Origin of the sequence: Streptomyces sp. Ncost-T10-10d, from assembly GCF_900091955.1 — a bacterium.
GTDB lineage: Bacteria > Actinomycetota > Actinomycetes > Streptomycetales > Streptomycetaceae > Streptomyces.
In genome coordinates this window covers 17,526-40,147 of record NZ_FMDF01000041.1, presented here as the reverse complement: position 1 = coordinate 40,147, position 22,622 = coordinate 17,526, and the positions used below count along the sequence as shown (strand labels likewise).

Sequence of the window (22,622 nt, the reverse complement as noted above, 5' to 3'; positions counted from 1 at the left end):
CAGGCCATGGCCTTCAGGGGGAGGAACGATGGCGGACACCTTCGGGCCCGTGCGCGATGCGAGTGATGCCGACGGCGCTGCCGGTGCCGATACAAGGGCGGACACGGACAGTGGTTCCTGCAAGGAGCCGATCCGGGTCCTCGTGGTGGATGACCACGCGCTCTTCCGCAGAGGTCTGGAGATCGTCCTCGCCCAGGAGGAGGACATCCAGGTCGTCGGCGAGGCAGGTGACGGGGCGGAGGCAGTCGACAAGGCGGCCGATCTGCTGCCCGACATCGTGCTGATGGATGTACGGATGCCCAAGCGCGGCGGCATCGAGGCCTGCACGTCGATCAAGGAGGTGGCCCCCAGTGCGAAGATCATCATGTTGACGATCAGCGACGAGGAGGCCGATCTCTACGACGCGATCAAGGCGGGCGCCACCGGCTATCTCCTCAAGGAGATCTCCACGGACGAGGTGGCCACCGCGATCCGCGCGGTCGCCGACGGGCAGTCCCAGATCAGCCCCTCCATGGCGTCCAAACTGCTCACCGAGTTCAAGTCGATGATCCAGCGGACCGACGAGCGCAGGCTGGTGCCGGCGCCGCGCCTCACCGACCGGGAACTCGAAGTCCTGAAACTTGTTGCAACGGGCATGAACAATCGCGATATCGCGAAGGAACTGTTCATTTCCGAGAACACCGTGAAGAACCACGTCCGCAACATTCTGGAGAAGTTGCAGCTGCACTCCAGGATGGAAGCCGTGGTCTACGCCATGCGGGAGAAGATCCTGGAGATCAGATGACCGGTCCTACGGCAGGACAGGAAGGGACTACTCCGGGTAAAGGGACGGGAATACGTGCTCACGCCAGAGCGCGGGCGATTTCCTGAGCCAGCGGCCCGCGCAGTTCCGGTGCGTCGACCCGTTCCAGCCGGACATCTGTACAACCGACCCAGGACGCGGCCTCCACCAGCGCCTCGGCCATCGGCGCCACGGCCTTCCTGCCCTCCAGGGACACCTGACGCGCGACCAGCGTGCTTCCCTCGCGAGCCGGATCGACGCGGCCCCGCAGCTTTCCGGCCGCCAGCAGCGGCATCGCGAAGTAGCCGTGTATCCGCTTGGGCTTGGGGACGTAGGCCTCCAGACGATGCGTGAAACCGAAGATCCGCTCGGTGCGTGCCCGCTCCCAGACCAGCGAGTCGAACGGCGACAACAGGGTCGTACGGTGCCGCCCGCGCGGCTCGGAGGCCAGCGCCGCCGGGTCCGCCCAGGCCGGCTTCGCCCAGCCCTGCACCGTCACCGGCACCAGACCGGAGTCCGCCACCACCGCGTCGAACTGCTCACCCTTGAGCCGGTGGTAGTCCGCGATGTCCGCGCGGGTGCCGATGCCCAGGGACTGCCCCGCGAGCGCGACCAGCCGACGCAGGCACTCCGCGTCGTCCAGATCGTCGTGCAGCACGGCGTCGGGCAGGGCCCGCTCGGCGAGGTCGTACACCCGCTTCCAGCCGCGCCGCTCGGTGCACACCACCTCGCCGTACATCAGGGCGCGCTCGACGGCGACCTTCGACGCCGACCAGTCCCACCACTCCCCGCCGTTCTTCGCACCGCCCAGCTCCGTCGCCGTCAGTGGGCCCTCGGCGCGCAGCTGCTTGATCACCGTTTCGTAGGCGCCGTCCGGCAGATCGTGGTGCCAGTGGGGTCGCGAGCGGTAGGCGCGGCGGCGGAACGCGAAGTGAGGCCACTCCTCGACCGGCAGGATGCACGCCGCGTGCGACCAGTATTCGAAGGTGCGGCCACGCGACCAGTACGCCTCCTCGACCACGCGCCGGCCGACCGCGCCGAGGCGCGCGTAAGGAATCAGCTCGTGTGAACGAGCGAGCACCGAGATCGTGTCCAGCTGTACGGCACCGAGGTGCCGCAACACGCCCGGAACCCCGGCCCTGCGGTCCGGAGCGCCCAGGAAGCCCTGGGCGCGCAGGGCGATCCTGCGCGCCTGGTCGGCGGAGAGTTCGACGGCGGGAGGCGGCACAGACGTCATGCCTCGCACCTTAGAGGGAGGTACTGACAACCGGCCGTGGAGCTTCCCGCGGCGACAAGAGGCCGGTGAGTCAGGCGGTGGCGGGCAGGTAGGCGTGGGCGCCCGGCAGGCCGAGATCGGACGGGAGCAGTGCCCCCACCCACGCGTCGCGCCGGACGCCCTTGTTGAGGAGTCCGGACCGCTGCTCACCCTCCATCCGGAATCCCGTCCGAAGCGCCACGGCACGCGAGGGGGTGTTGCCGGCCTCGGCCCGCCATTCCAGCCGGTCGCCGCCGAGTGAGGTGAAGGTCCAGCGGGCGGCGGACAGCACGGCCTCCGTCATGTAGCCGCGGCCCCGATACTCCTTGGCGGTCCAGAACCCCACCTCGTACGTGCCCGGCAGATTGCCGCGATTGATGCCGAGCGCGCCCGCCAGGGCCCCGCCCTCGCGCGGGACCACCGCGAAGTTGTACATGGAGTCGTCGCGCCAGCCGCCGGGGGACAGCTCCCCCGCGAAGAGCTCCGCGTCGGCGCGGCTGTACGGCGAGGGCACGACCGTCCAGCGCTGGATGTCCGGGTCCTGACAAGCGGCGTGGATGTCGTCCGCGTCGCCGATCGTGAAGGGGCGCAGCAGCAGACGCTCGGTGGTGAGGGTGATCGGCTCCATGTACGGATTCTGCTGAGGCGCCGGCCGTGAAGCGAACACTTTTCGGACTTCCCGGCACCTTCGGAGCCTCCCGGCCGTTGACTTGGAAGGGATGACGGAGCCGACGCGGCGGCAGCCCTCCCGGCGCGGCGCGGTCCTCGCTTACGATGGCCGTTGCGGTGGGGCCCACCTGCCGTGCCCGCGCCAGAGTCCATAACACGACCCAGTGCCAGGCCCGACCGGCAAGGAGACCAGCCTCAGTGTCCGTCTTCAACAAGCTCATGCGTGCAGGCGAAGGCAAGATCCTGCGCAAACTGCACCGCATCGCGGACCAGGTCAGCTCCATCGAAGAGGACTTCGCCAACCTCTCCGACGCCGAGCTGCGGGCGCTCACCGACGAGTACAAGGAACGGTACGCGGACGGCGAGAGCCTGGACGACCTGCTCCCCGAGGCATTCGCAACCGTCCGTGAGGCCGCCAAGCGGGTCCTCGGACAGCGCCACTACGACGTCCAGATGATGGGCGGCGCAGCCCTGCACCTCGGCTATGTGGCCGAGATGAAGACCGGCGAGGGCAAGACCCTGGTCGGCACCCTGCCTGCGTATCTCAACGCACTCTCCGGCAAGGGCGTGCACCTGATCACGGTCAACGACTATCTGGCCGAGCGTGACTCCGAAATGATGGGCCGGGTCCACAAGTTCCTCGGCCTGACCGTCGGCTGCATCCTCGCCAACATGACGCCGGCCCAGCGCCGTGAGCAGTACGCCTGCGACATCACGTACGGCACGAACAACGAGTTCGGCTTCGACTACCTCCGCGACAACATGGCGTGGTCCGCGGACGAGCTCGTCCAGCGCGGCCACAACTTCGCCGTGGTCGACGAGGTCGACTCGATCCTCGTCGACGAGGCCCGTACGCCGTTGATCATCTCCGGCCCGGCCGACCAGGCCACCAAGTGGTACGGCGACTTCGCCAAGTTGGTCACCCGCCTCACCAAGGGCGAGGCGGGCAACCCGCTCAAGGGAATCGAGGAGACCGGCGACTACGAGGTCGACGAGAAGAAGCGGACCGTCGCCATCCATGAGTCCGGTGTCGCGAAGGTCGAGGACTGGCTCGGCATCGAGAACCTCTACGAGTCGGTGAACACCCCCCTCGTCGGGTACCTCAACAACGCCATCAAGGCCAAGGAACTCTTCAAGAAGGACAAGGACTACGTCGTCATCGACGGCGAAGTCATGATCGTTGACGAGCACACCGGCCGTATCCTCGCCGGCCGCCGCTACAACGAGGGCATGCACCAGGCGATCGAGGCGAAGGAAGGGGTGGACATCAAGGACGAGAACCAGACGCTCGCCACGATCACCCTGCAGAACTTCTTCCGCCTCTACAGCAAGCTCTCCGGCATGACCGGTACGGCGATGACCGAGGCCGCCGAGTTCCACCAGATCTACAAGCTCGGCGTGGTCCCGATTCCGACCAACCGGCCGATGGTCCGTGCCGACCAGTCGGACCTGATCTACCGCACCGAGGTCGCGAAGTTCGCCGCCGTCGTCGACGACATCGCCGAGAAGCACGAGAAGGGGCAGCCGATCCTGGTCGGCACCACCTCGGTCGAGAAGTCCGAGTACCTCTCGCAGCAGCTCTCCAAGCGCGGTGTCCAGCACGAGGTCCTCAACGCCAAGCAGCACGACCGTGAGGCGACGATCGTCGCCCAGGCCGGCCGCAAGGGCGCGGTCACGGTCGCGACGAACATGGCCGGACGAGGCACCGACATCAAGCTCGGCGGCAACCCCGACGACCTCGCAGAGGCGGAGCTGCGCCAGCGCGGCCTCGACCCCGTCGAGCACGTCGAGGAGTGGGCGGCCGCGCTGCCCACCGCGCTGGAGAAGGCCGAGCAGGCCGTGAAGGCGGAGTTCGAAGAGGTCAGGGAGCTCGGCGGGCTCTATGTCCTGGGCACCGAGCGGCATGAGTCGCGGCGTATCGACAACCAGCTGCGCGGCCGTTCCGGCCGCCAGGGCGACCCGGGCGAGTCCCGCTTCTATCTGTCGCTCGGCGACGACCTGATGCGGCTGTTCAAGGCGCAGATGGTCGAGCGCGTCATGTCGATGGCCAATGTGCCGGACGACGTGCCGATCGAGAACAAGATGGTGACGCGGGCGATCGCGTCGGCCCAGTCGCAGGTCGAGCAGCAGAACTTCGAGACGCGTAAGAACGTCCTGAAGTACGACGAGGTGCTCAACCGGCAGCGCGAGGTCATCTACGGCGAGCGTCGCCGGGTCCTGGAGGGCGAGGATCTGCAGGATCAGATCCGCCACTTCATGGACGACACGATCGACGACTACATCCGCCAGGAGACCGCCGAGGGCTTCGCCGAGGAGTGGGACCTGGACCGGCTGTGGGGTGCGTTCAAGCAGCTCTACCCGGTCAAGGTCACCGTCGAGGAGCTGGAGGAGGCGGCCGGCGACCGTGCCGGGATCACCGCCGAGTTCATCGGTGAGTCCATCAAGGACGACATCCACGAGCAGTACGACGAGCGCGAGAAGCAGCTCGGTTCGGACATCATGCGCGAGCTGGAGCGGCGTGTGGTCCTGTCCGTCCTGGACCGTAAGTGGCGCGAGCACCTCTACGAGATGGACTACCTCCAGGAGGGCATCGGCCTCCGTGCCATGGCGCAGAAGGACCCGCTGGTCGAGTACCAGCGCGAGGGCTTCGACATGTTCAACGCCATGATGGAGGGCATCAAGGAGGAGTCCGTCGGCTACCTGTTCAACCTGGAGGTCCAGGTCGAGCAGCAGGTCGAGGAGGTTCCGGTGCAGGACGAGGCCGAGCGGACCTCGCTCGCCAAGGAGGACCTCGTGCCGGCGGCGCGTCCGGAGATCCGTGCCAAGGGGCTCGATGCTCCGCAGCGACCGGACCGGCTGCACTTCTCCGCTCCCACGGTGGACGGGGAGGGCGGGGTCGTCGAGGGCGACTTCTCCAACGGTGACGGCGGGGTCGCGTCCGAGTCGGACGGGTTGACTCGGGCGGAGCGGCGCAAGGCGCAGAAGAATGGTGGGGGTGGGCGGCGCCGCAAGAAGTAGCGGTGGCGTCGGCGTCGCCGGCGCCGGTGGGGATCGGCCGGGGTCGGGCACCTTTGTGGGTGGCCGGCCCCGGTTTGTTTTGGGCCCGGGCCCTGGGTCCCGTTGCCGGGTGCGGCGCGGGTGGGGGCATGGGCGCGGGGTGTCCTTGGCGCGGGTGGGGGGCCGCTGCGCGGGGCTGTCCCCCCTCTCCGCCCCCGAAACCGGAGCTCTGCCCCGGACCCCGCTCCTCGGACGCCGGAGAGGCTTGGAGTACGGGGGCCTGGGTGGAGACGGGACGGGGGCCGGGTGGGGTGGCTGTGGTGCTGTGGGGTGGTGGATGTGAGGTTGGGTGGCTGTGGTGTGGGTGAGGCAGCTGTGGGTGAGGCGTCCGGTGGTGGACGGGTTCCGGCTCGGGCCCCGCTCCTCGAGTGCCGGAAAGGCTGGGAGTGCGGTGCGCGGCGTGGGGTGGGTGGCCAGTGGTTTCCGGGGGTTCCGGGGGCTTCCCCTGGCCGCCCCGTGGCTCGTGTGGCTGCGGGGCTGGGGGAAGCCCCTGGCTGGGTGTCTATCGGGTCGGCGTTGCCTGTAGGCGTTCGTCGCCCAGCTCCACTGCTGCGCAGCGCCAGCGGAGGTCTGTGCCCTGTTCCAGGCGGAAGGCCATGGCCCTTACCTGTTCGCCCGCTGCGATGCTCGCGCAGGCCTCCACCACGCCCGGAGCCGGCTGGGCGCCGTGGCACATGCGGATGACCGGGCGCGCGCCGCGGGCCCTGAGGGGGGTGCGGGGGGCCAGTTCGGCCAGTTGGTCGTATGCCTCGCCGATGGTGTGTCCGAGCATCCAGTGCACCGGGCGCTGGCCGCTGAGGACCGCCAGGAGGCGCTCGGCGAACCAGTGGTGCGGGCGGACGCGTCGGGGAGTCCTCGCGCGTTGCGGTGGTACCGACTCGGGCCTGCGCCGGTCGTGTCGTCCGGTGGGCCGGGTCCTGTTCGTGCTCATCGCTCACTGCCCCCGTGCTTCAGAGGCCCGGCCGAATACCGGGCGGTAACTTCTGCTGTGGATCTTCTACGGCGACGGCGGAGGTGACCGCAAGCGCCGATGGGGTGCCGGACGCGATCGGGGCGAATCACCTATCCGGGTGATGAACCCGGTGCCGTGCGGGGTGCGAGGAAGGCGTGGGGAGGGTGAGTGGCGGTTGCGGGGTGGACGTGACAGCAGCGGCGCATGTAACCCCAAAGGGGGACGTCGCACGTATCCTGAGGGCGTTTCCGACTACGAAAGCGGCCAGCCATGCGCGTGTACGTCCCCCTGACGCTCCCCGGTCTCGCAGCGGCGCACAAGGCGGGCGAGATCGGTCCCGGTCCGCTGACCGCCTATGCGGTGACCCCCGGACTTCGTGAGTGGTACGTCTCCGACGACATCGAGGAGCTGGAGTACGCGGCGCTCAACCGGGCCGCTTCCGCCTCACTGCGACTGATCGCCGGAAACCCCGACGCGGTCCGCCGGCGGGTCGTCGTCGCCGTCGACGTACCGGACGGCGCGGCCGTGGCCGACCCGGACCGCAGCCTCGACTCGTCGTCGCTCGGCGAGGTGCGGATCGCGTCCTCCGTGGCGCTGACCGAGGCCGCTGCCGTGCATGTCGACGCGGACGACGCAGAGAAGGACGTCACGGCCGCCGCGGCTGCACTGGGCGCGGCGGACCTCGGTGACGACGACGCGCAGTTCACCGTGGACGGCGCCGAGGATCACGAGCTGCTCTGGTTCGGCATTCAGGAGATTCCGAATCTGATCGGATGAGGGGGGACGGGGAGCGGAGGGGGACGGGGGCGTTGCGGTTGCTGCCCCGCTGCCGGAACGGGTGTCGGACCCGCGGGGTACTTTCTTATGCATGGGGACGCATGGGAAGCACCGCACGCATCTGGTCTGGGACTGGAACGGCACACTGCTCGACGACAACGCCGCGGTCGTCGGCGCGACCAACGCCGCGTTCGGCGAGGTCGGCCTGGCGCCGATCACCCTCGAGCAGTACCGCGAGATGTACTGCGTCCCCATCCCCCGCTTCTACGAGCGGCTGATGGGCCGACTGCCCACAGAGGCCGAGTGGGAGCGGATGGACGGGATATTTCACCTGCACTACACCGAGCAGCGGGCCGCCTGCGGGCTCACCGAGGGTGCCGAGGAGCTTCTCGCGCAGTGGCAGCTGGCCGGACGCAGCCAGTCCCTCCTGAGCATGTACGGACACGAGCAGCTGGTCCCCGTCGTCCGGGGGTACGGCATCGAGCGGCACTTCGTACGTGTCGACGGGCGCACCGGGCCGTCCGGCGGCAGCAAGGCGCTGCACATGGAGCGGCACATGGCCGCGCTGGACGGGGTGTCCCCGGAGCACATGGTGGTCATCGGCGATGCGGTGGACGATGCCGTGGCCGCCGCCCATGTCGGTGCGAAGGCCGTGCTCTACACCGGCGGATCGCACAGCAGGGCCAGTCTGGAGGCGGCCGGGGTGCCGGTGGTCGACAGCCTGGCCGAGGCCGCCGACCTCGCCGAGCGGATGGCTGGATAGGAAGGGAAGGACGACGGGGCCCGGTCCCTCGTGAGCGCCGTCAGGTGGTTACCGGGGCCTTTGTGCGGAGCACCTTCAGGAATTCGCGCATCCACGCCGAGTGGTCCGGCCATGCACGGGACGAGATCAGGGTGCCGTCGACCACCGCCTCGTGGTCCTCGAAGACGGCGCCTGCCGCCTGCATGTCGAGCTCCAGCGCGGGGTACGCGGTGACGTGCCGGCCGACCAGTGCGCCGACCGCCGCCGTCATCAGCGGGCCGTGACAGATCTGGGCCACCGGCCGGTCCGAGTCGAAGAACGCCTTGAGGATCTTGCGCAGCTCGGCGTCGTTGCGCAGATACTCGGGCGCCCGGCCGCCCGGCACGACCAGGGCCACGTAATCTCCGGCGTCGACCTCGGAGAAGGCCAGGTCGGCGGGCCAGGTGTAGCCGGGCTTCTCGGTGTACGTGTCGAAGCCGGGCTCGAAGTCGTGGACCACGAAGCGGAGCGTCTTGCGGGCGGGGGCCGCGATGTGGACGTCGTACCCCTCCTCGCGCAGCCGCTGGTACGGATAGAGGACTTCCAGGGACTCGGCGGCGTCGCCGGTGACGATCAGGATTTTCGGTGCCATGGCGGGACTCCCACGGGTTCGTCGACCTGTTCCGTCTACCAGAGTGCGGCAATACCGGCCGCCGCGCTGTCCAGAGTGTCAAACTTCGGGACCTTCTTTTGTACACATACGGGTCGTGACGGTTACGGGGGCGGGCGAGATAGCCTGGACCCCGTGATCAGCGCGATACGCCTCGGGGGCAGCGAAGCCCCCGGCCTGCGCCCGGAGTGCCACAGCACCCGGGCTATCACTGATCCTCACAGCCCGGCCCGACTGCCAAGAATGGCCAATATGGGCCCGGGCATCTCTCATAGCGGCATAGCGTCGACTCAGACCGGAAACCCCGTGTCGTGGCGGTACGTCGTCTTTTTCACCTACGTCACGCAACGGCGCGCGACAGGAGCCAGAGGACATGCAGACCAAGCTGGACGAAGCCAAGGCCGAGCTGCTCGCACGGGCCGCCAAGGTAGCTGACAACAGCCCGGGCGGTGGTGTCGGTGGCCCGGGCGGTACCCCCGGGGTACGTGTGGCGGCCGCCGGGGCCGACCAGGAGCGTCCCGGGCAGGACGTACTCCTCGCCTACCTCCAGCGCTACTACCTGCACACCGCTCCGGAGGACATCGCGGGCCGCGACCCCGTGGACGTCTTCGGCGCCGCCTCCTCCCACTACCGGCTCGCGGAGACACGCCCGCAGGGCACGGCGAACGTCCGGGTGCACACCCCGACCGTCGAGGAGAACGGCTGGACGTGCAGCCACTCCGTCGTCGAGGTCGTCACCGACGACATGCCGTTCCTGGTCGACTCCGTCACCAATGAGCTGTCCCGGCAGGGGCGCGGCATCCATGTCGTGATCCACCCGCAGGTCGTCGTACGCCGCGACGTCACCGGCAAGCTCATCGAGGTCCTCGCGGAGGGCAACGGCATCTCTACGGGCCGCAAGGACGCCAAGGGCGCCGGGACCGAGCTGCCGCACGACGCGCTCGTCGAGTCCTGGATCCACGTCGAGATCGACCGCGAGACCGACCGCTCCGACCTCCAGCAGATCGCCACCGATCTGCTGCGGGTGCTGTCCGACGTACGGGAGACCGTCGAGGACTGGGAGAAGATGCGCGACGCCGCACTGCGCATCGCCGACGACCTGCCCGGCGAGCCGCTCGACGACCTCGCCGACGAAGAGGTGAACGAGGCCAGGGAGCTGCTGCGCTGGCTCGCCGCCGACCACTTCACCTTCCTCGGCTACCGCGAGTACGAATTGAAGGACACCGACGCACTGGCCGCCGTCCCCGGCACCGGCCTCGGCATCCTGCGCTCCGACCCGCACCACAGCGTCGACGAGGCACACCCCGTGAGCCCGTCCTTCGACCGGCTGCCCGCCGACGCCCGGGCCAAGGCCCGCGAGCGCAAGCTCCTCATTCTCACCAAGGCCAACAGCCGGTCGACCGTCCACCGCCCGAGCTACCTCGACTACGTCGGCGTGAAGAAGTTCGACGCCGACGGCAATGTCATCGGTGAGCGTCGCTTCCTCGGCCTGTTCTCGTCCGCCGCCTACACCGAGTCCGTGCGCCGGGTGCCCGTCATCCGCCGCAAGGTCGCCGAGGTGCTGGAGGGCGCCGGCTTCTCGCCCAACAGCCACGACGGCCGCGACCTGCTGCAGATCCTGGAGACGTACCCGCGAGACGAGCTCTTCCAGACGCCCGTCGACCAGCTGCGCTCCGTCGTCACCTCCGTGCTGTACCTCCAGGAGCGCCGTCGGCTGCGGCTCTACCTGCGCCAGGACGAGTACGGGCGCTACTACTCCGCGATCGTCTACCTGCCGCGTGACCGCTACACCACCGGTGTACGGCTCCGCCTCATCGACATCCTCAAGGAGGAGCTGGGCGGCACCAGCGTCGACTTCACCGCCTGGAACACCGAGTCGATCCTCTCCCGGCTGCACTTCGTCGTCCGGGTCGCCCCCGGCAGCGAGCTGCCCGACCTCACCGACGCCGAGGCCGACCGCATCGAGGCCCGGCTCGTCGAGGCCGCCCGCTCCTGGGCCGACGGCTTCCAGGAGGCGCTGAACGCCGAGTGCGGCGAGGAGCGCGCCGCCGAGCTGATGCGTCAGTACGGCCACTCGTTCCCCGAGGGCTACAAGGCCGACCACACGCCGCGCTCCGCCGTGGCCGACCTGGTCCACCTCGAAGCGCTCAAGAAGGACCAGAAGGACTTCGCGCTCAGCCTGTACGAGCCGGTCGGCGCCGGCCCCGGTGAGCGCCGCTTCAAGATCTACCGGACCGGCGAGCAGGTCTCCCTGTCCGCCGTGCTTCCGGCGCTCCAGCGGCTCGGTGTCGAGGTCGTCGACGAGCGTCCGTACGAGCTGCGCTGCGCGGACCGTACGCACGCCTGGATCTACGACTTCGGTCTGCGGATGCCGCAGACCAATGGCAACGGCAACTACCTCGCCGACGACGCCCGCGACCGGTTCCAGGACGCCTTCGCCGCCGTGTGGACCGGTGAGGCGGAGAACGACGGCTTCAACTCGCTCGTGCTGGGCGCCGGTCTGAACTGGCGGCAGGCGATGGTGCTGCGCGCCTACGCGAAGTACCTGCGTCAGGCCGGATCGACCTTCAGCCAGGACTACATGGAGAGCACTCTCCGTAACAATGTCCACACCACCCGGCTGCTGGTCTCGCTCTTCGAGGCGCGGATGTCGCCCGAGCGCCAGCGGGCCGGTACGGAGCTGACCGACGGGCTCCTCGAGGAGCTGGACGGGGCCCTGGACCAGGTCGCCTCGCTCGACGAGGACCGGATCCTGCGGTCCTTCCTCACTGTCATCAAGGCCACCCTGCGTACCAACTTCTTCCAGATGGCGGACGACGGAAGGCCGCACAGTTACGTCTCGATGAAGTTCGACCCGCAGTCCATCCCGGATCTGCCGGCGCCCCGCCCGGCGTTCGAGATCTGGGTCTACTCGCCCCGCGTCGAGGGCGTGCACCTGCGCTTCGGCAAGGTCGCCCGAGGCGGTCTGCGCTGGTCGGACCGGCGCGAGGACTTCCGTACGGAGATCCTCGGCCTGGTCAAGGCGCAGATGGTGAAGAACACCGTCATCGTGCCGGTCGGTGCCAAGGGCGGCTTCGTTGCCAAGCGGCTCCCGGACCCGGCCGTCGACCGTGACGCCTGGATGGCCGAGGGTGTCGCCTCCTACCGCACCTTCATCTCGGCGCTGCTCGACATCACCGACAACATGGTGGCCGGCGAGGTCGTGCCGCCCAGGGACGTCGTCCGTCACGACGAGGACGACACGTACCTGGTCGTCGCCGCCGACAAGGGCACCGCGAAGTTCTCCGACATCGCCAACGAGGTCGCCGTCGGGTACGGCTTCTGGCTCGGCGACGCGTTCGCCTCCGGCGGTTCCGCCGGTTACGACCACAAGGGCATGGGTATCACCGCCCGCGGCGCCTGGGAGTCCGTCAAGCGGCACTTCCGCGAGCTCGGCCACGACACCCAGACCGAGGACTTCACCGTCGTCGGCGTCGGCGACATGTCGGGCGACGTGTTCGGCAACGGCATGCTGCTCTCCGAGCACATCAGGCTCGTCGCCGCCTTCGACCACCGGCACATCTTCATCGACCCGAACCCGGACGCCGCCACCTCGTACGCCGAGCGGCGCCGCCTCTTCGACCTGCCGCGCAGCTCCTGGGCCGACTACAACAAGGAACTGCTCTCCGCGGGCGGTGGCATCCACCCGCGCAGCGCCAAGTCGATCCCGGTCAACGCGCACATCCGTGAGGCGCTCGGGATCGAGTCGGGCGTCATGAAGATGACGCCCGCCGAGCTGATGCAGACCATCCTCAAGGCCCGCGTCGACCTGCTGTGGAACGGCGGCATCGGTACGTACATCAAGTCGTCCGCCGAGTCGAACCCTGACGTCGGCGACAAGGCCAACGACGCGATCCGCGTCAACGGCCAGGACCTGCGGGCCAAGGTCGTCGGCGAGGGCGGCAACCTCGGTGCCACCCAGCTCGGCCGGATCGAGTTCGCCCGCAACGGCGGCCGGATCAACACCGACGCGATCGACAACAGCGCCGGTGTGGACACCTCCGACCACGAGGTGAACATCAAGATCCTGCTCAACGGTCTGGTCCGGGACGGCGACATGACCGTCAAGCAGCGCAACAAGCTGCTCGCCGAGATGACCGACGAGATCGGCCGTCTGGTTCTGCGCAACAACTACGCGCAGAACGTGGCCCTGGCCAACGCCACGGTCCAGGCGCCCTCCCTGCTCCACGCCCACCAGCGCTTCATGCGTCGGCTGGTCCGTGACGGGGACCTCGACCGCGGGCTGGAGTTCCTGCCCACCGACCGGCAGATCCGCGAACTGCTGAACGCCGGCAAGGGGCTCAGCCAGCCCGAGCTGGCCGTGCTGCTCGCGTACACGAAGATCACGGCGGCCCGGGAGCTGATCAAGACCAGCCTGCCGGACGACCCGCACCTGCAGAAGCTGCTGCACGCCTACTTCCCGCAGCAACTGCGCGAGCAGTTCCCCGAGGCGGTCGACGGGCACGCGCTGCGTCGCGAGATCATCACCACGGTCCTGGTCAACGACACCGTGAACAGCGGTGGTTCGACCTTCCTGCACCGGCTGCGGGAAGAGACCGGTGCTTCGATCGAGGAGATCGTGCGGGCGCAGTTCGCGGCCCGCGAGATCTTCGGCCTCGGCCAGGTGTGGGACGCCGTCGAGGCGCTCGACAACAAGGTCGCCGCCGATGTGCAGACCCGGATCCGGCTGCACTCGCGCCGGCTCGTCGAGCGCGGTTCGCGCTGGCTGCTCGGCAACCGGCCGCAGCCGCTGGAGATCGCCGGGACGATCGACTTCTTCAAGGCGGGGGTCGAGCAGGTCTGGGCCGAGCTGCCCAAGATGCTGATGGGCGCCGACCTGGACTGGTACCAGTCGATCCTGGACGAGCTCACCGAGGCGGGTGTCCCGGGCGAGCTGGCCCAGCGGGTCGCCGGATTCTCCTCCGCCTTCCCGGCGCTGGACATCGTGGCGATCGCCGACCGCACCGGCAAGGACCCGCTCTCCGTCGCCGAGGTGTACTACGACCTCGCGGACCGGCTGGGCATCACCCAGCTGATGGACCGGATCATCGAGCTGCCGCGGGCCGACCGCTGGCAGTCCATGGCCCGTGCCTCCATCCGCGAGGACCTGTACGCCGCGCACGCCGGACTCACCGCGGATGTGCTGTCCGTGGGTAACGGGACCTCTACGCCGGAGGAGCGGTTCAAGGCGTGGGAGGAGAAGAACGCGGCGATCCTTACCCGGTCGCGCTCCACGCTTGAGGAGATTCAGGGGTCGGACGCGTTCGATCTGGCGAATCTGTCGGTGGCCATGCGGACGATGCGGACGCTGTTGCGTACGCACGCGTAGGGGTTGGTGAGGGCGGGGCGGTTGCCGGGGTGCCCGGCAACCGCCCCGCCCTTTCAACGGACGGGCCCGGTATTCACCGCTGCCACAGGGTGAGTCCGCGCTTGTCGTTGCCGCGGGTGGCGATCACCCACGTTCCCGCGACCAGCAGCGGTGCCGCCCCGGCCGCTCTCCCCGGCCCGCTACTTCTTGCCGGTGAACTTCTCGTATTCGGCCACGACCTCGTCCGCCGGACCGTCCATCCGCAGTGTCCCCGCCTCCAGCCAGATCGCCCGGTCGCAGGTCTCGGTGATCGACCTGTTGCTGTGGCTGACCAGGAAGACCGTGCCGGCCTCCTTGCGCAGCTCCATGATCCGTTCCTTGCTGCGCCGCTGGAACCGGGCGTCGCCGGTGGACAGCGCCTCGTCGATCAGGAGGACGTCATGGCTCTTGGCGGCCGCGATCGAGAAGCGCAGCCGCGCGCCCATTCCGGAGGAGTACGTCCGCATCGGCAGGGTGATGAAGTCGCCCTTCTCGTTGATGCCGGAGAAGTCGACGATTCCCTGATAGCGCTCGCGGATCTGGGCCCGCGTCATGCCCATGGCGAGGCCGCCGAGCACGACGTTGCGCTCGCCGGTCAGATCGCTCATCAGCGCCGCGTTCACCCCGAGCAGCGAGGGCTGGCCCTGGGTGTGCACCCGGCCCTTCGTCGCGGGCAACAGACCGGCGATCGCCTTCAGCAGCGTCGACTTCCCCGAGCCGTTGGAACCGATCAGGCCGATGGCCTCGCCCTTGTATGCGGCGAAGCTCACCCCCTTCACGGCGTGCACCTCGCGCACCCCGGGGGTCTGCCGGCGCGAGACGATCCGGCTGAGCGCCGAGGTGGCGCTGCCCTTTCCGGTACGGGCGCCGTTGACCTTGTACGTGATGTGCACGTCGTCCACGACGACGGTCGGTACCCGCTCGTTGTAGTCGGTCACGTTGTCAGCCACGTCCGTACCGCTCCTCCGCCTGCCAGAAGTACACGAATCCGCCCACGCCGCACACGAGCGCCCAGCCCGCGGCGATCGCCCACACATGCGGCGGCAGATGCGACGCGCCGAAGCTGTCGATGAGCGCGAACCGCATCAGGTCGATGAAGACGGCCGCCGGATTGCACTCCAGCATCACCATCACGAAGTGCGGAACCCGGTCGCCCTTGAGCATCGTGTCCACGCTCCACATGACGCCCGAGGCGTACATCCAGGTGCGCAGGATGAACGGCATCAGCTGGGCGATGTCCGGCGTCCGGGCGGCCAGCCGTGCCACCACCATGGAGACACCGGTGTTGAACACCGCCTGGAGGAACAGTGCCGGAATCGCCAGCAGCCAGGACGGTTTGGGGAACTGCCCGAACCCCACCAGGATCATCACCAGCGCGCCCAGCGAGAACAGCAGCTGCTGGAGCTGCTGCAGGGCCAGCGCGATCGGCAGCGAGGCGCGCGGGAAGTGCAGGGCCCGGACGAGGCCGAGGTTGCCGCTGATGGCACGGGTGCCCGCGGTGATCGAGCTGGCGGTGAAGGTCCAGATGAACACGCCGGTGACGAGGAACGGAACGAAGTCCTCGACGTTGCGCTTCGTGTTCAGCAGCACGCCGAAGATGAAGTAGTAGACCGTCGCGTTCAGGAGCGGGGTCATGATCTGCCAGATCTGGCCGAGCTTCGCCTGGCTGTACTGGGCGGTCAGCTTGGCGGTGGCGAACGCCGTGATGAAGTGCCGCCGCCCCCACAGCTGCCGGATGTACGCGCCCAGCGTGGGCCGGGCCCCGCTCATGGTCAGTCCGTGCCGGGCGGCGAGCGCGGCGAGCTCACCCGGTGCGTACACCGGCAGGGGCGTACCGGCAGGGGTGTCGGCCGGGGCCGCTGGTGTTGATGTCTGGCTCACCACGATCGCTTTCGACGGGAGGGCAGGAACATGAAGACCGACGGGACGGAACCGTATCGTCGCAACGTCGAGGGTAGGGCGCATCCACGTCGCAACGCAACCGTTTCGTCGTTACGGACTATGATTCGGTCATGACCACCGACCCGGGAACCCGCCGCCGTGTCCCCGCCGGAGCCGCTGTGCTGCGCGAGGACGTCACCGATGCGATTCGCAGCGCCGTCTTCGAGGAGCTGGCCGCGGTGGGCTTCGCCCGGATGTCGATCGAGGGCATCGCCCGGCGCGCCGGCGTCGGCAAGACCGCCGTCTACCGCCGCTGGAAGTCCAAGCTGGCCCTGGTGCTCGACCTGGTCTCCGCCGTCGCCGTCCAGGGCATGCCGGCTCCGGCGACCGGTTCGCTGTACGGGGATGTCCGCGCCGTGCTGGGACTCGCCTCCTACGCCCTGCGCCACCCCGTCGCCTCGCAGGTCATCCCGGACCTGCTGGTCGAGGCGGCCCGCAGTCCGGAGATCTCCGAGACGATCAAGGCCGCCCTGCTGGATCCGCATCAGGGCATCGCCGCCGTCGTCGTACGCGACGCCGTGGCGCGCGGCGAGCTGCCCGAGGACAGCGACCCGGACCGTGCGCTGGACCTGATCGTCGGCCCGCTCTACTGGCGGCTCGCCGTCGTCCGCACCCCGCTGCCCAAGGGCTACCTCGACGACCTGGCGGCATCCGCCGTCGCCGCACTGAAGAACCGAGCCGGGTAGGTACTAACCCTCGGCGAGCAGCCGGTCCGCGACCCGCGCCGCCGCCCCGCCGTCGTCCAGGTCGCAGAAGTCCTGGCGGAAACTCTCGTACGCCTCCGCGTGCCGGGCCGCCGACGCGGTCAGGGCGCCGGCATCGCGCAGGATCCCGGCGATCTCGTCCGTGCCGACGAGCAGCGGCCCCGGCGCCCGGGTCTCGAAGTCCAGACAGAAACCGCGCACCGTGTCGCGGTAGTGCTCCAGGTCGTAGGTGTGGAAGAGCATCGGACGGCCCGTGTGTGCGTAGTCGAACATGAGCCCCGAATAGTCCGTGACCAGTACATCGGCGATCAGCAGCAGCTCCGCGGTGTCCGGGTGCGCCGAGACATCGCGTACACCGTGTCCCTCGGGCACGCTCCCGGTCACCTGTGGGTGGCGCCGCACCAGTACGGTGTGGCCGTCGCCGAGGAACCGTGCCAGCGCTGCCAGGTCGAGCGCCGGATCCCAGCGGTAGCGGGGCCGCTCGCCACCGGTGCCGGACGGGTGGGCCAGCTGGTCACGGTAGGTCGGCGCGTACAGCACGACGCGGCGGCCGTCCGGGATGCCGAGCCTGCGCCGTACCCGCTCGGCGGTCTTGGCCCGGTCGGCCGAGAAGAGCAGATCGTTGGCGGGGGAACCCGCCTCCAGGACCTCGCCCCCGTAGCCGAGAGCGCGACGCAGCAGCGGGGTGGAGTGGCGGCTGGGGGAGACCAGGACGGACCACTGGGCCGCTCGGCGCGGCAGTGAGGCGAGCTGGTGGTGGTCGGCGTACAGGGTGCCGTCCAGATCCGTGCCGAAGCGGCCGAGCGGGGTGCCGTGCCAGGTCTGCACGACGGTCTGGCCGGGCCGCCGCTCGAACCACTCGGGCAGCTGGTCGGCGGTGACGATCCGGCGGGACCGCGCCAGCGCCTCGTACCAGGCGGCGCTGTGCTCGATGACCGGGACGGCGGCGGACGGGATGTGTCCGTGGAGCCCGTCGGTGGCCCAGAGGTGCTCCGACTCCACGCCGCGGCGCAGGAGTTCGGCGTGAACGGCGCGCGGTGAGGCGCCGCCCGTGTAGAGGACGGCGTCCCGCAGCGGCAGCGTGCGCCGGGCCGGATAGTGCGTGCCGCGCAGTTCGGCCCGGCGGTACGCGCCCCGCTCGGCGACCGCGAGTACCGGTCCGGCCTGCAGGGTAAGCCGGTCGCCGAACCTGCGGTCCAGGGCGAACTCCCGGCCGGGTGAGGGGGACGTGGAGTCCGCTCCCGTGCGGCGGAGCGGCAGGCGGGCGGTGAGTGCGGTCAGCACACGGACCGGCCGGCCGCCCAGATACGCGTCCCAGCGGCCCTCGTGCAGCCCCGCGGCCACCGAGGGCGCGAGGAACGCGGTGAAGCGGCGCCCCTCGTAAGCACTCTCGCAAGCCCCATCGGGCGCCCCCGCGCGTGCTTCCCCGTACGTCGCCGCGCGCGGCTCCTCATGTGTGACGGGGACCGTCACCGTCTCGCGCAGTGCCTCGTGCCGCAGTACGAGGTGGGCCGGGCCCGCGTCCTCCCGTACGCCCGTTCCGGCGCCGGTCACCCCCTCCACCCGCAGTGCACCGTCCGACGTCCACGCCGCCCCCTCCACGAACGGCTGCCCGCTCAGGTCCAGCACCAGCTCGCCCACCGCATCGGCCACGACCGGCGGCGCCGCCTCCGGTGCCGCGGCCAGCGGCACCCTCGATCCGTCCGCCAGCACCAGCCGCGCCCGCCACCGCCCGCCGGGTTCCGGCTCGACCTCGCGGGGTGCCCGGTGCGGTGCCTGTGATGCGGCCGCCATCCCGGCGAGGTCGGTGAGCGGAATCCGTACCGTGAAACGGTCGCCCGCCAGGCACTCGACCGGGTGGCCGAACTCCTGGTCCGCCACCCCTTCGCAGGTCAGCACCAGGGCCTTCGGCCGGGCGCCCCCGTACAGCCGGCCGGTCAACTCCAGCTCCTCGCCGATGCGACGGTCCTCGCACCGGGCCGGCAGCTGCGTCAGGGTCAGCCTCAGCCGCCCGTCCAGGTAGTCGAGCACCCCCCGCCGTCCCTCGCCCAGGTCATGGACGAGCGGCTGTACGGACCCCGCCTCCACGGCCCGCACGGCCACTCGGCGGACCGTGCCATGAGCGGCCACCATCATGCCCACCAGCCAACCGCCGGGCCGCAGCCGGCGCGGGTCGAGAGTCAGCTCGAAACCCGCGTGGTCGTAACTGTGCAACTGCTGACCGGAGTTGATGGTCGCCTCGGGGGCGGAAACGTTCCGTACCGGAACCGTCCGCAGATGCTGGCCGCGGGTCGCGCGCACCATGCCCACCTTCAGCGAGTGGCGCGGAGTCGCGGCCGGCAGATTGCGGATGTACGCGTAACCGCGCAGCAGCAGCTTCCCGTCGTCGCTCCACCGGGCCTCCAACAGCCGGGCCACGGCCGGGAGATCGGTACGGGCGAGGCGGGTGCTGTCCGGGATGCCGGGGAAACCGGCCTGCCGCCGCCCCGGCACGCCGCCGACCGTGAACGTTCCGGCGCCGTTGGCCCGTTCGAAGGCGAGCACGGCCAGCAGCTCCGCAAGCCTGCGCTCCTTCACCAGCTGCCACTTGATCCGCAGCTCCACCGGCAGTTCATGGGCCACGGCCCGGCCCGACCTGGCCGCCCCGTCCATCCGCTCCATCCGGTCCAGGAACGCCCCCGCGTCCGCCATGAACGCATCCCGGTACTCGGGCCCGCCCATCGCGAGCCCCTCCAGGAAGTACACGAAGTCGTCGCGCAGGCACGAGAGGTCGTAGCGGCGCCGCGCACCGCCGTTCGCCACCCCGCCCCGGCCCGCCAGGAACGCGCTGACCTGCTCGCACGCCGAGATCCGGTCCCGTACGCCCTGCACATCCGTACGCCGTCGGGTGATCGACCCCTCCCGGACCCTCCAGTAGTAGACATGCTTGTGCAGCACATCGACCGCGCTCGCGAGGAAGTGCGCCGGGATCATCACCGGGGTGTCCTCGTAGAGCTTCCCCTCCGGGAAGGCGAACGCGTGCCGGTCCCAGAAGGAGCGCCGGAACACCTTGTTCCACGCGACCCGGTCGGCGAGCAGTCGCGGATCGCGGCTGATGTGGGTGCGGGCCCGGGTGGCCGTCAGCCAGCGGTACTGCCAGGCCTGCTGCCGCCCCTGCTCGTTCAGCCGCCACACATTGCCGGTCGCGAGGTCGGAGCCGGTCGACTCCAGTGACGCCAGCATCCGTTCGTAGGCGTCGTGGACGACGATGTCGTCGCTGTCGACGAACGCCAGATACGGCACGTCCGCCGTGGTGTGCCGTACGCCGGTGTTGCGGGCCGCGCTCAGCCCCGCGTTGGGCTGACGGACGTAGCGGAAGCGGCGGTCGCGGGCGGCGAACGCCCTGGCGAGGGCCGCGCTGCCGTCCGTCGAACCGTCGTCGACGAGGACCACCTCGATGTCGGAGACCGACTGTTCGGCCACCGACCGCAGGCAGTCCTCCAGATAGTCCTCGACGTTGTGGACCGGGACGACGACACTGAGGCGCGGCTTCATGCCAGGTCAACCGGGGCGGACGCGCCTGGTCACCGGCACTGCCCCGAACGGGTGAACACGCGATTCGGTGCGCGGTGGGTGCGCGATTACCCTCGGCTGCCATGCTTCTCAGTGTTGTCGTGCCCGTCCACCGCGTTCAGGGATATCTCAGGGCGAGCCTGGAGTCCGTGCTGGGCCAGGGCCCCGGTGAATGGGAGCTTCTCGTCGTCGACGACGGGGCGAGGGACGGCAGCGCCGAGATCGCCGCCGAGTTCGCGGCGCGCGACCCGAGGGTCGGGTTGATCACCCTCGCCGAGCACCGCGGGGCGGGTCCGGCCCGCAACGCCGGGGCGGCAGAGGCACGGGGGCGGTATCTCCTCTTCCTCGACGGAGACGACCTGCTGCGCCCGGGCGCCCTGGAAGCGATCACCGGCCGGCTGGCCGCGAGCGAACCGGACGTACTCCTCCTCGGACACGACCGCATCGACTGGTGGGGGGACGTCTCGTCCCCGGCACCCCTCGTCCCGTTCCCGGCGCCCGTTGCCGAGGGTTTCTCCACCGCCGTCCCGCGCCTCTTCTGCCGCGCGTTCTGGACCGCGCACGGTCTCCACTTCACCGACGGCCCCTATGAGGACGTCCTCCCCGTCCACCGCGCCACCCTCCTCGCCTCCGACGCCGGCACGCTCGACACCCTCGACCGGATCTGTGTCCGCCACCGCATCCGCCGCTCCGGCACCTTCGCCACCACCCCGGGACGCCACCACTTCGCGATCCTCGACGCATACGAACGGCTGCTTGCCGAGACGGGGCACGACCCACGGATCCGGGCGGCGCGCACCCACCACCTGCGCGCCGTCCTCGCCGACCCCGGCCGGACCGCCCCCGAGGACCGCGCCGCCTTCCACCGCGCCGCGGCCCTCCCCGGCAGCTACACCGTCCACCGCGCCCGGGAAGCCGTCCGCACCGGCCGCACCCGCATCCGGGCCGCCCTGCGCCACGGCAGGACGACGCTCCGGGCCCGCGTCCTGCGCGCCGCCTACCGAACCGATCTGCTCCGCCCCCTGGACCCCGACCTCGCGGTGTACGGGGCCTATTGGAATCGGGGAGTCGCCTGCAACCCGGCCGCGATCCACGCCAAGGCCCTCGAACTCGCCCCGCACATCCGGGGGGTCTGGGCCGTCTCCTCCCGTCACCGCGACCGCATGCCGCCCGGCATCCCGTACGTCATCGAGGGCTCCCGCGCCTACTGGCGGGCGATGGCCACCGCCACGTATCTGATCAACAACTCCAGCTTCCCCGGCGGCTTCACCAAGCGCCCCGGCCAGCGCTATCTCCAGACCCATCACGGCACCCCGCTGAAGACCATGGGCCTGGACCAGCGCGCCTACCCGGCCCTCACCAACGGCATCAGCTTCGAGAAGATCGTCGCCCACGCCGACCAGTGGGACTTCTCGCTCTCCGCCAACCCGCACACCACCGAGATCTGGGACCGGGTCTACCCGTCCGGCTACGAGCATCTGAACCTCGGCTACCCGCGCAACGACATCTTCTTCACCGCAACCCCCGAGCAGACCGCCGCGATCCGGCAGCGCCTCTCCCTCGCCCCGGACCGGACGGTGCTGCTGTACGCGCCCACCCACCGCGACTACCGCAAGGGCTTCGTACCCCACCTCGACCTGGAACGACTCGCCCGCGAACTCGGACCGGACTACGTCGTGCTGGTCCGGGCGCACTACTTCTACGGCCGCTCGGCGCGGCTGGACGGCGCCCGGGTGGTGGACGTGACGGCATATCCGTCCGTCGAGGAACTCTGCCTGGTCTCCGACGCGTTGATCACTGACTACTCGTCGCTGATGTTCGACTACGCCTGCCTGGACCGCCCGATCATCAGCCACGTCCCGGACTGGGCCGCCTACCGGGCCTCGCGCGGCACCTACTTCGATCTGCTGTCCGGACGCCCCGGCGACACCCCGGGCGCGGTCGCCACCGACGAGGACGAGCTGCTGGAACTGTTCAGGACGGGCGAATGGCGTTCGGCGCGGACGGCGGAACTGCGGGCGGCGTTCCGGGAGCGCTTCTGCCCGTACGACGACGGACACGCGGCCGAGCGGGTGGTGCGGCGGCTGTTCCTGAGCGACGGAGAGTAAGCGCGACGCAGTCGATGTCACCCGTTCGGGAAAGACCGCAACCGGTGAC

Annotated in this window: 14 protein-coding genes; 7 read left to right on the top strand and 7 right to left on the bottom strand. The window is 69.8% G+C overall.

Annotation, left to right across the window (positions count from 1 at the left end; all coding sequences use genetic code 11):
• The first annotated feature begins 28 nt into the window (after positions 1-28).
• On the top strand, positions 29-784 hold the full coding sequence (locus GA0115254_RS04690) for a response regulator (protein WP_093894002.1): 756 nt from the start codon (positions 29-31) through the stop codon (positions 782-784).
• Positions 785-842: 58 nt separating this feature from the next.
• Here the strand turns inward: GA0115254_RS04690 and GA0115254_RS04685 are convergent, their stop codons facing one another.
• Together GA0115254_RS04685 and GA0115254_RS04680 are read right to left on the bottom strand one after the other, a co-directional pair.
• The gene (locus tag GA0115254_RS04685) at positions 843-2,018 is read right to left on the bottom strand and encodes a winged helix-turn-helix domain-containing protein (protein ID WP_093894001.1); all 1,176 of its coding nucleotides are present in this window, start codon (positions 2,016-2,018) and stop codon (positions 843-845) included.
• 70 nt (positions 2,019-2,088) lie between these two features.
• Positions 2,089-2,664 (bottom strand): GNAT family N-acetyltransferase, encoded by a 576-nt coding sequence (locus GA0115254_RS04680; protein WP_093894000.1) that lies wholly within the window; start codon positions 2,662-2,664, stop codon positions 2,089-2,091.
• Between the two features lie 239 nt (positions 2,665-2,903).
• Between GA0115254_RS04680 and secA the strand changes: the two genes are divergently transcribed.
• Positions 2,904-5,723 (top strand): preprotein translocase subunit SecA, encoded by a 2,820-nt coding sequence (gene secA / locus GA0115254_RS04675; RefSeq protein WP_093893999.1) that lies wholly within the window; start codon positions 2,904-2,906, stop codon positions 5,721-5,723.
• 541 nt (positions 5,724-6,264) lie between these two features.
• On the opposite strand, the gene GA0115254_RS04670 is transcribed toward secA, so the two are convergent.
• Positions 6,265-6,693: an Rv3235 family protein gene (locus tag GA0115254_RS04670; protein ID WP_093893998.1), complete on the bottom strand. Its 429-nt coding sequence runs from the start codon at positions 6,691-6,693 to the stop codon at positions 6,265-6,267.
• 291 nt (positions 6,694-6,984) lie between these two features.
• Between GA0115254_RS04670 and GA0115254_RS04665 the strand changes: the two genes are divergently transcribed.
• A complete protein-coding gene (locus GA0115254_RS04665; RefSeq protein WP_093893997.1) occupies positions 6,985-7,491 on the top strand; it encodes a DUF6912 family protein in 507 nt (168 codons plus the stop codon).
• Between the two features lie 91 nt (positions 7,492-7,582).
• On the top strand, positions 7,583-8,254 hold the full coding sequence (locus tag GA0115254_RS04660; protein WP_093893996.1) for an HAD family hydrolase: 672 nt from the start codon (positions 7,583-7,585) through the stop codon (positions 8,252-8,254).
• Between the two features lie 40 nt (positions 8,255-8,294).
• On the opposite strand, the gene GA0115254_RS04655 is transcribed toward GA0115254_RS04660, so the two are convergent.
• Entirely contained in the window at positions 8,295-8,864 is a 570-nt protein-coding gene (locus tag GA0115254_RS04655; protein ID WP_093893995.1) for a DJ-1/PfpI family protein, read from the bottom strand.
• Between the two features lie 391 nt (positions 8,865-9,255).
• On the opposite strand from GA0115254_RS04655, the gene GA0115254_RS04650 reads away from it, so the two are divergent.
• The gene (locus GA0115254_RS04650) at positions 9,256-14,250 is read left to right on the top strand and encodes an NAD-glutamate dehydrogenase (protein WP_093893994.1); all 4,995 of its coding nucleotides are present in this window, start codon (positions 9,256-9,258) and stop codon (positions 14,248-14,250) included.
• 179 nt (positions 14,251-14,429) lie between these two features.
• Here the strand turns inward: GA0115254_RS04650 and GA0115254_RS04645 are convergent, their stop codons facing one another.
• Complete coding sequence (locus GA0115254_RS04645; protein WP_176739984.1) at positions 14,430-15,218, bottom strand: ABC transporter ATP-binding protein; 789 nt, start codon at positions 15,216-15,218, stop codon at positions 14,430-14,432.
• Positions 15,211-16,152, bottom strand: a complete 942-nt coding sequence (locus GA0115254_RS04640) for an ABC transporter permease (RefSeq protein WP_256102397.1) — start codon at positions 16,150-16,152, stop codon at positions 15,211-15,213. Before GA0115254_RS04640 ends, GA0115254_RS04645 begins: the two co-directional genes overlap by 8 nt.
• A 128-nt stretch (positions 16,153-16,280) precedes the next feature.
• On the opposite strand from GA0115254_RS04640, the gene GA0115254_RS04635 reads away from it, so the two are divergent.
• A complete protein-coding gene (locus GA0115254_RS04635) occupies positions 16,281-16,895 on the top strand; it encodes a TetR/AcrR family transcriptional regulator (RefSeq protein WP_093893992.1) in 615 nt (204 codons plus the stop codon).
• A gap of 3 nt (positions 16,896-16,898) precedes the next feature.
• Here the strand turns inward: GA0115254_RS04635 and GA0115254_RS04630 are convergent, their stop codons facing one another.
• The gene (locus tag GA0115254_RS04630) at positions 16,899-20,447 is read right to left on the bottom strand and encodes a bifunctional glycosyltransferase/CDP-glycerol:glycerophosphate glycerophosphotransferase (protein ID WP_093893991.1); all 3,549 of its coding nucleotides are present in this window, start codon (positions 20,445-20,447) and stop codon (positions 16,899-16,901) included.
• Positions 20,448-20,548: 101 nt separating this feature from the next.
• Here GA0115254_RS04630 and GA0115254_RS04625 point away from each other — a divergent pair, with 101 nt between their 5' ends.
• A complete protein-coding gene (locus GA0115254_RS04625; RefSeq protein WP_093893990.1) occupies positions 20,549-22,573 on the top strand; it encodes a bifunctional glycosyltransferase/CDP-glycerol:glycerophosphate glycerophosphotransferase in 2,025 nt (674 codons plus the stop codon).
• The last annotated feature ends 49 nt before the right edge of the window (positions 22,574-22,622 follow it).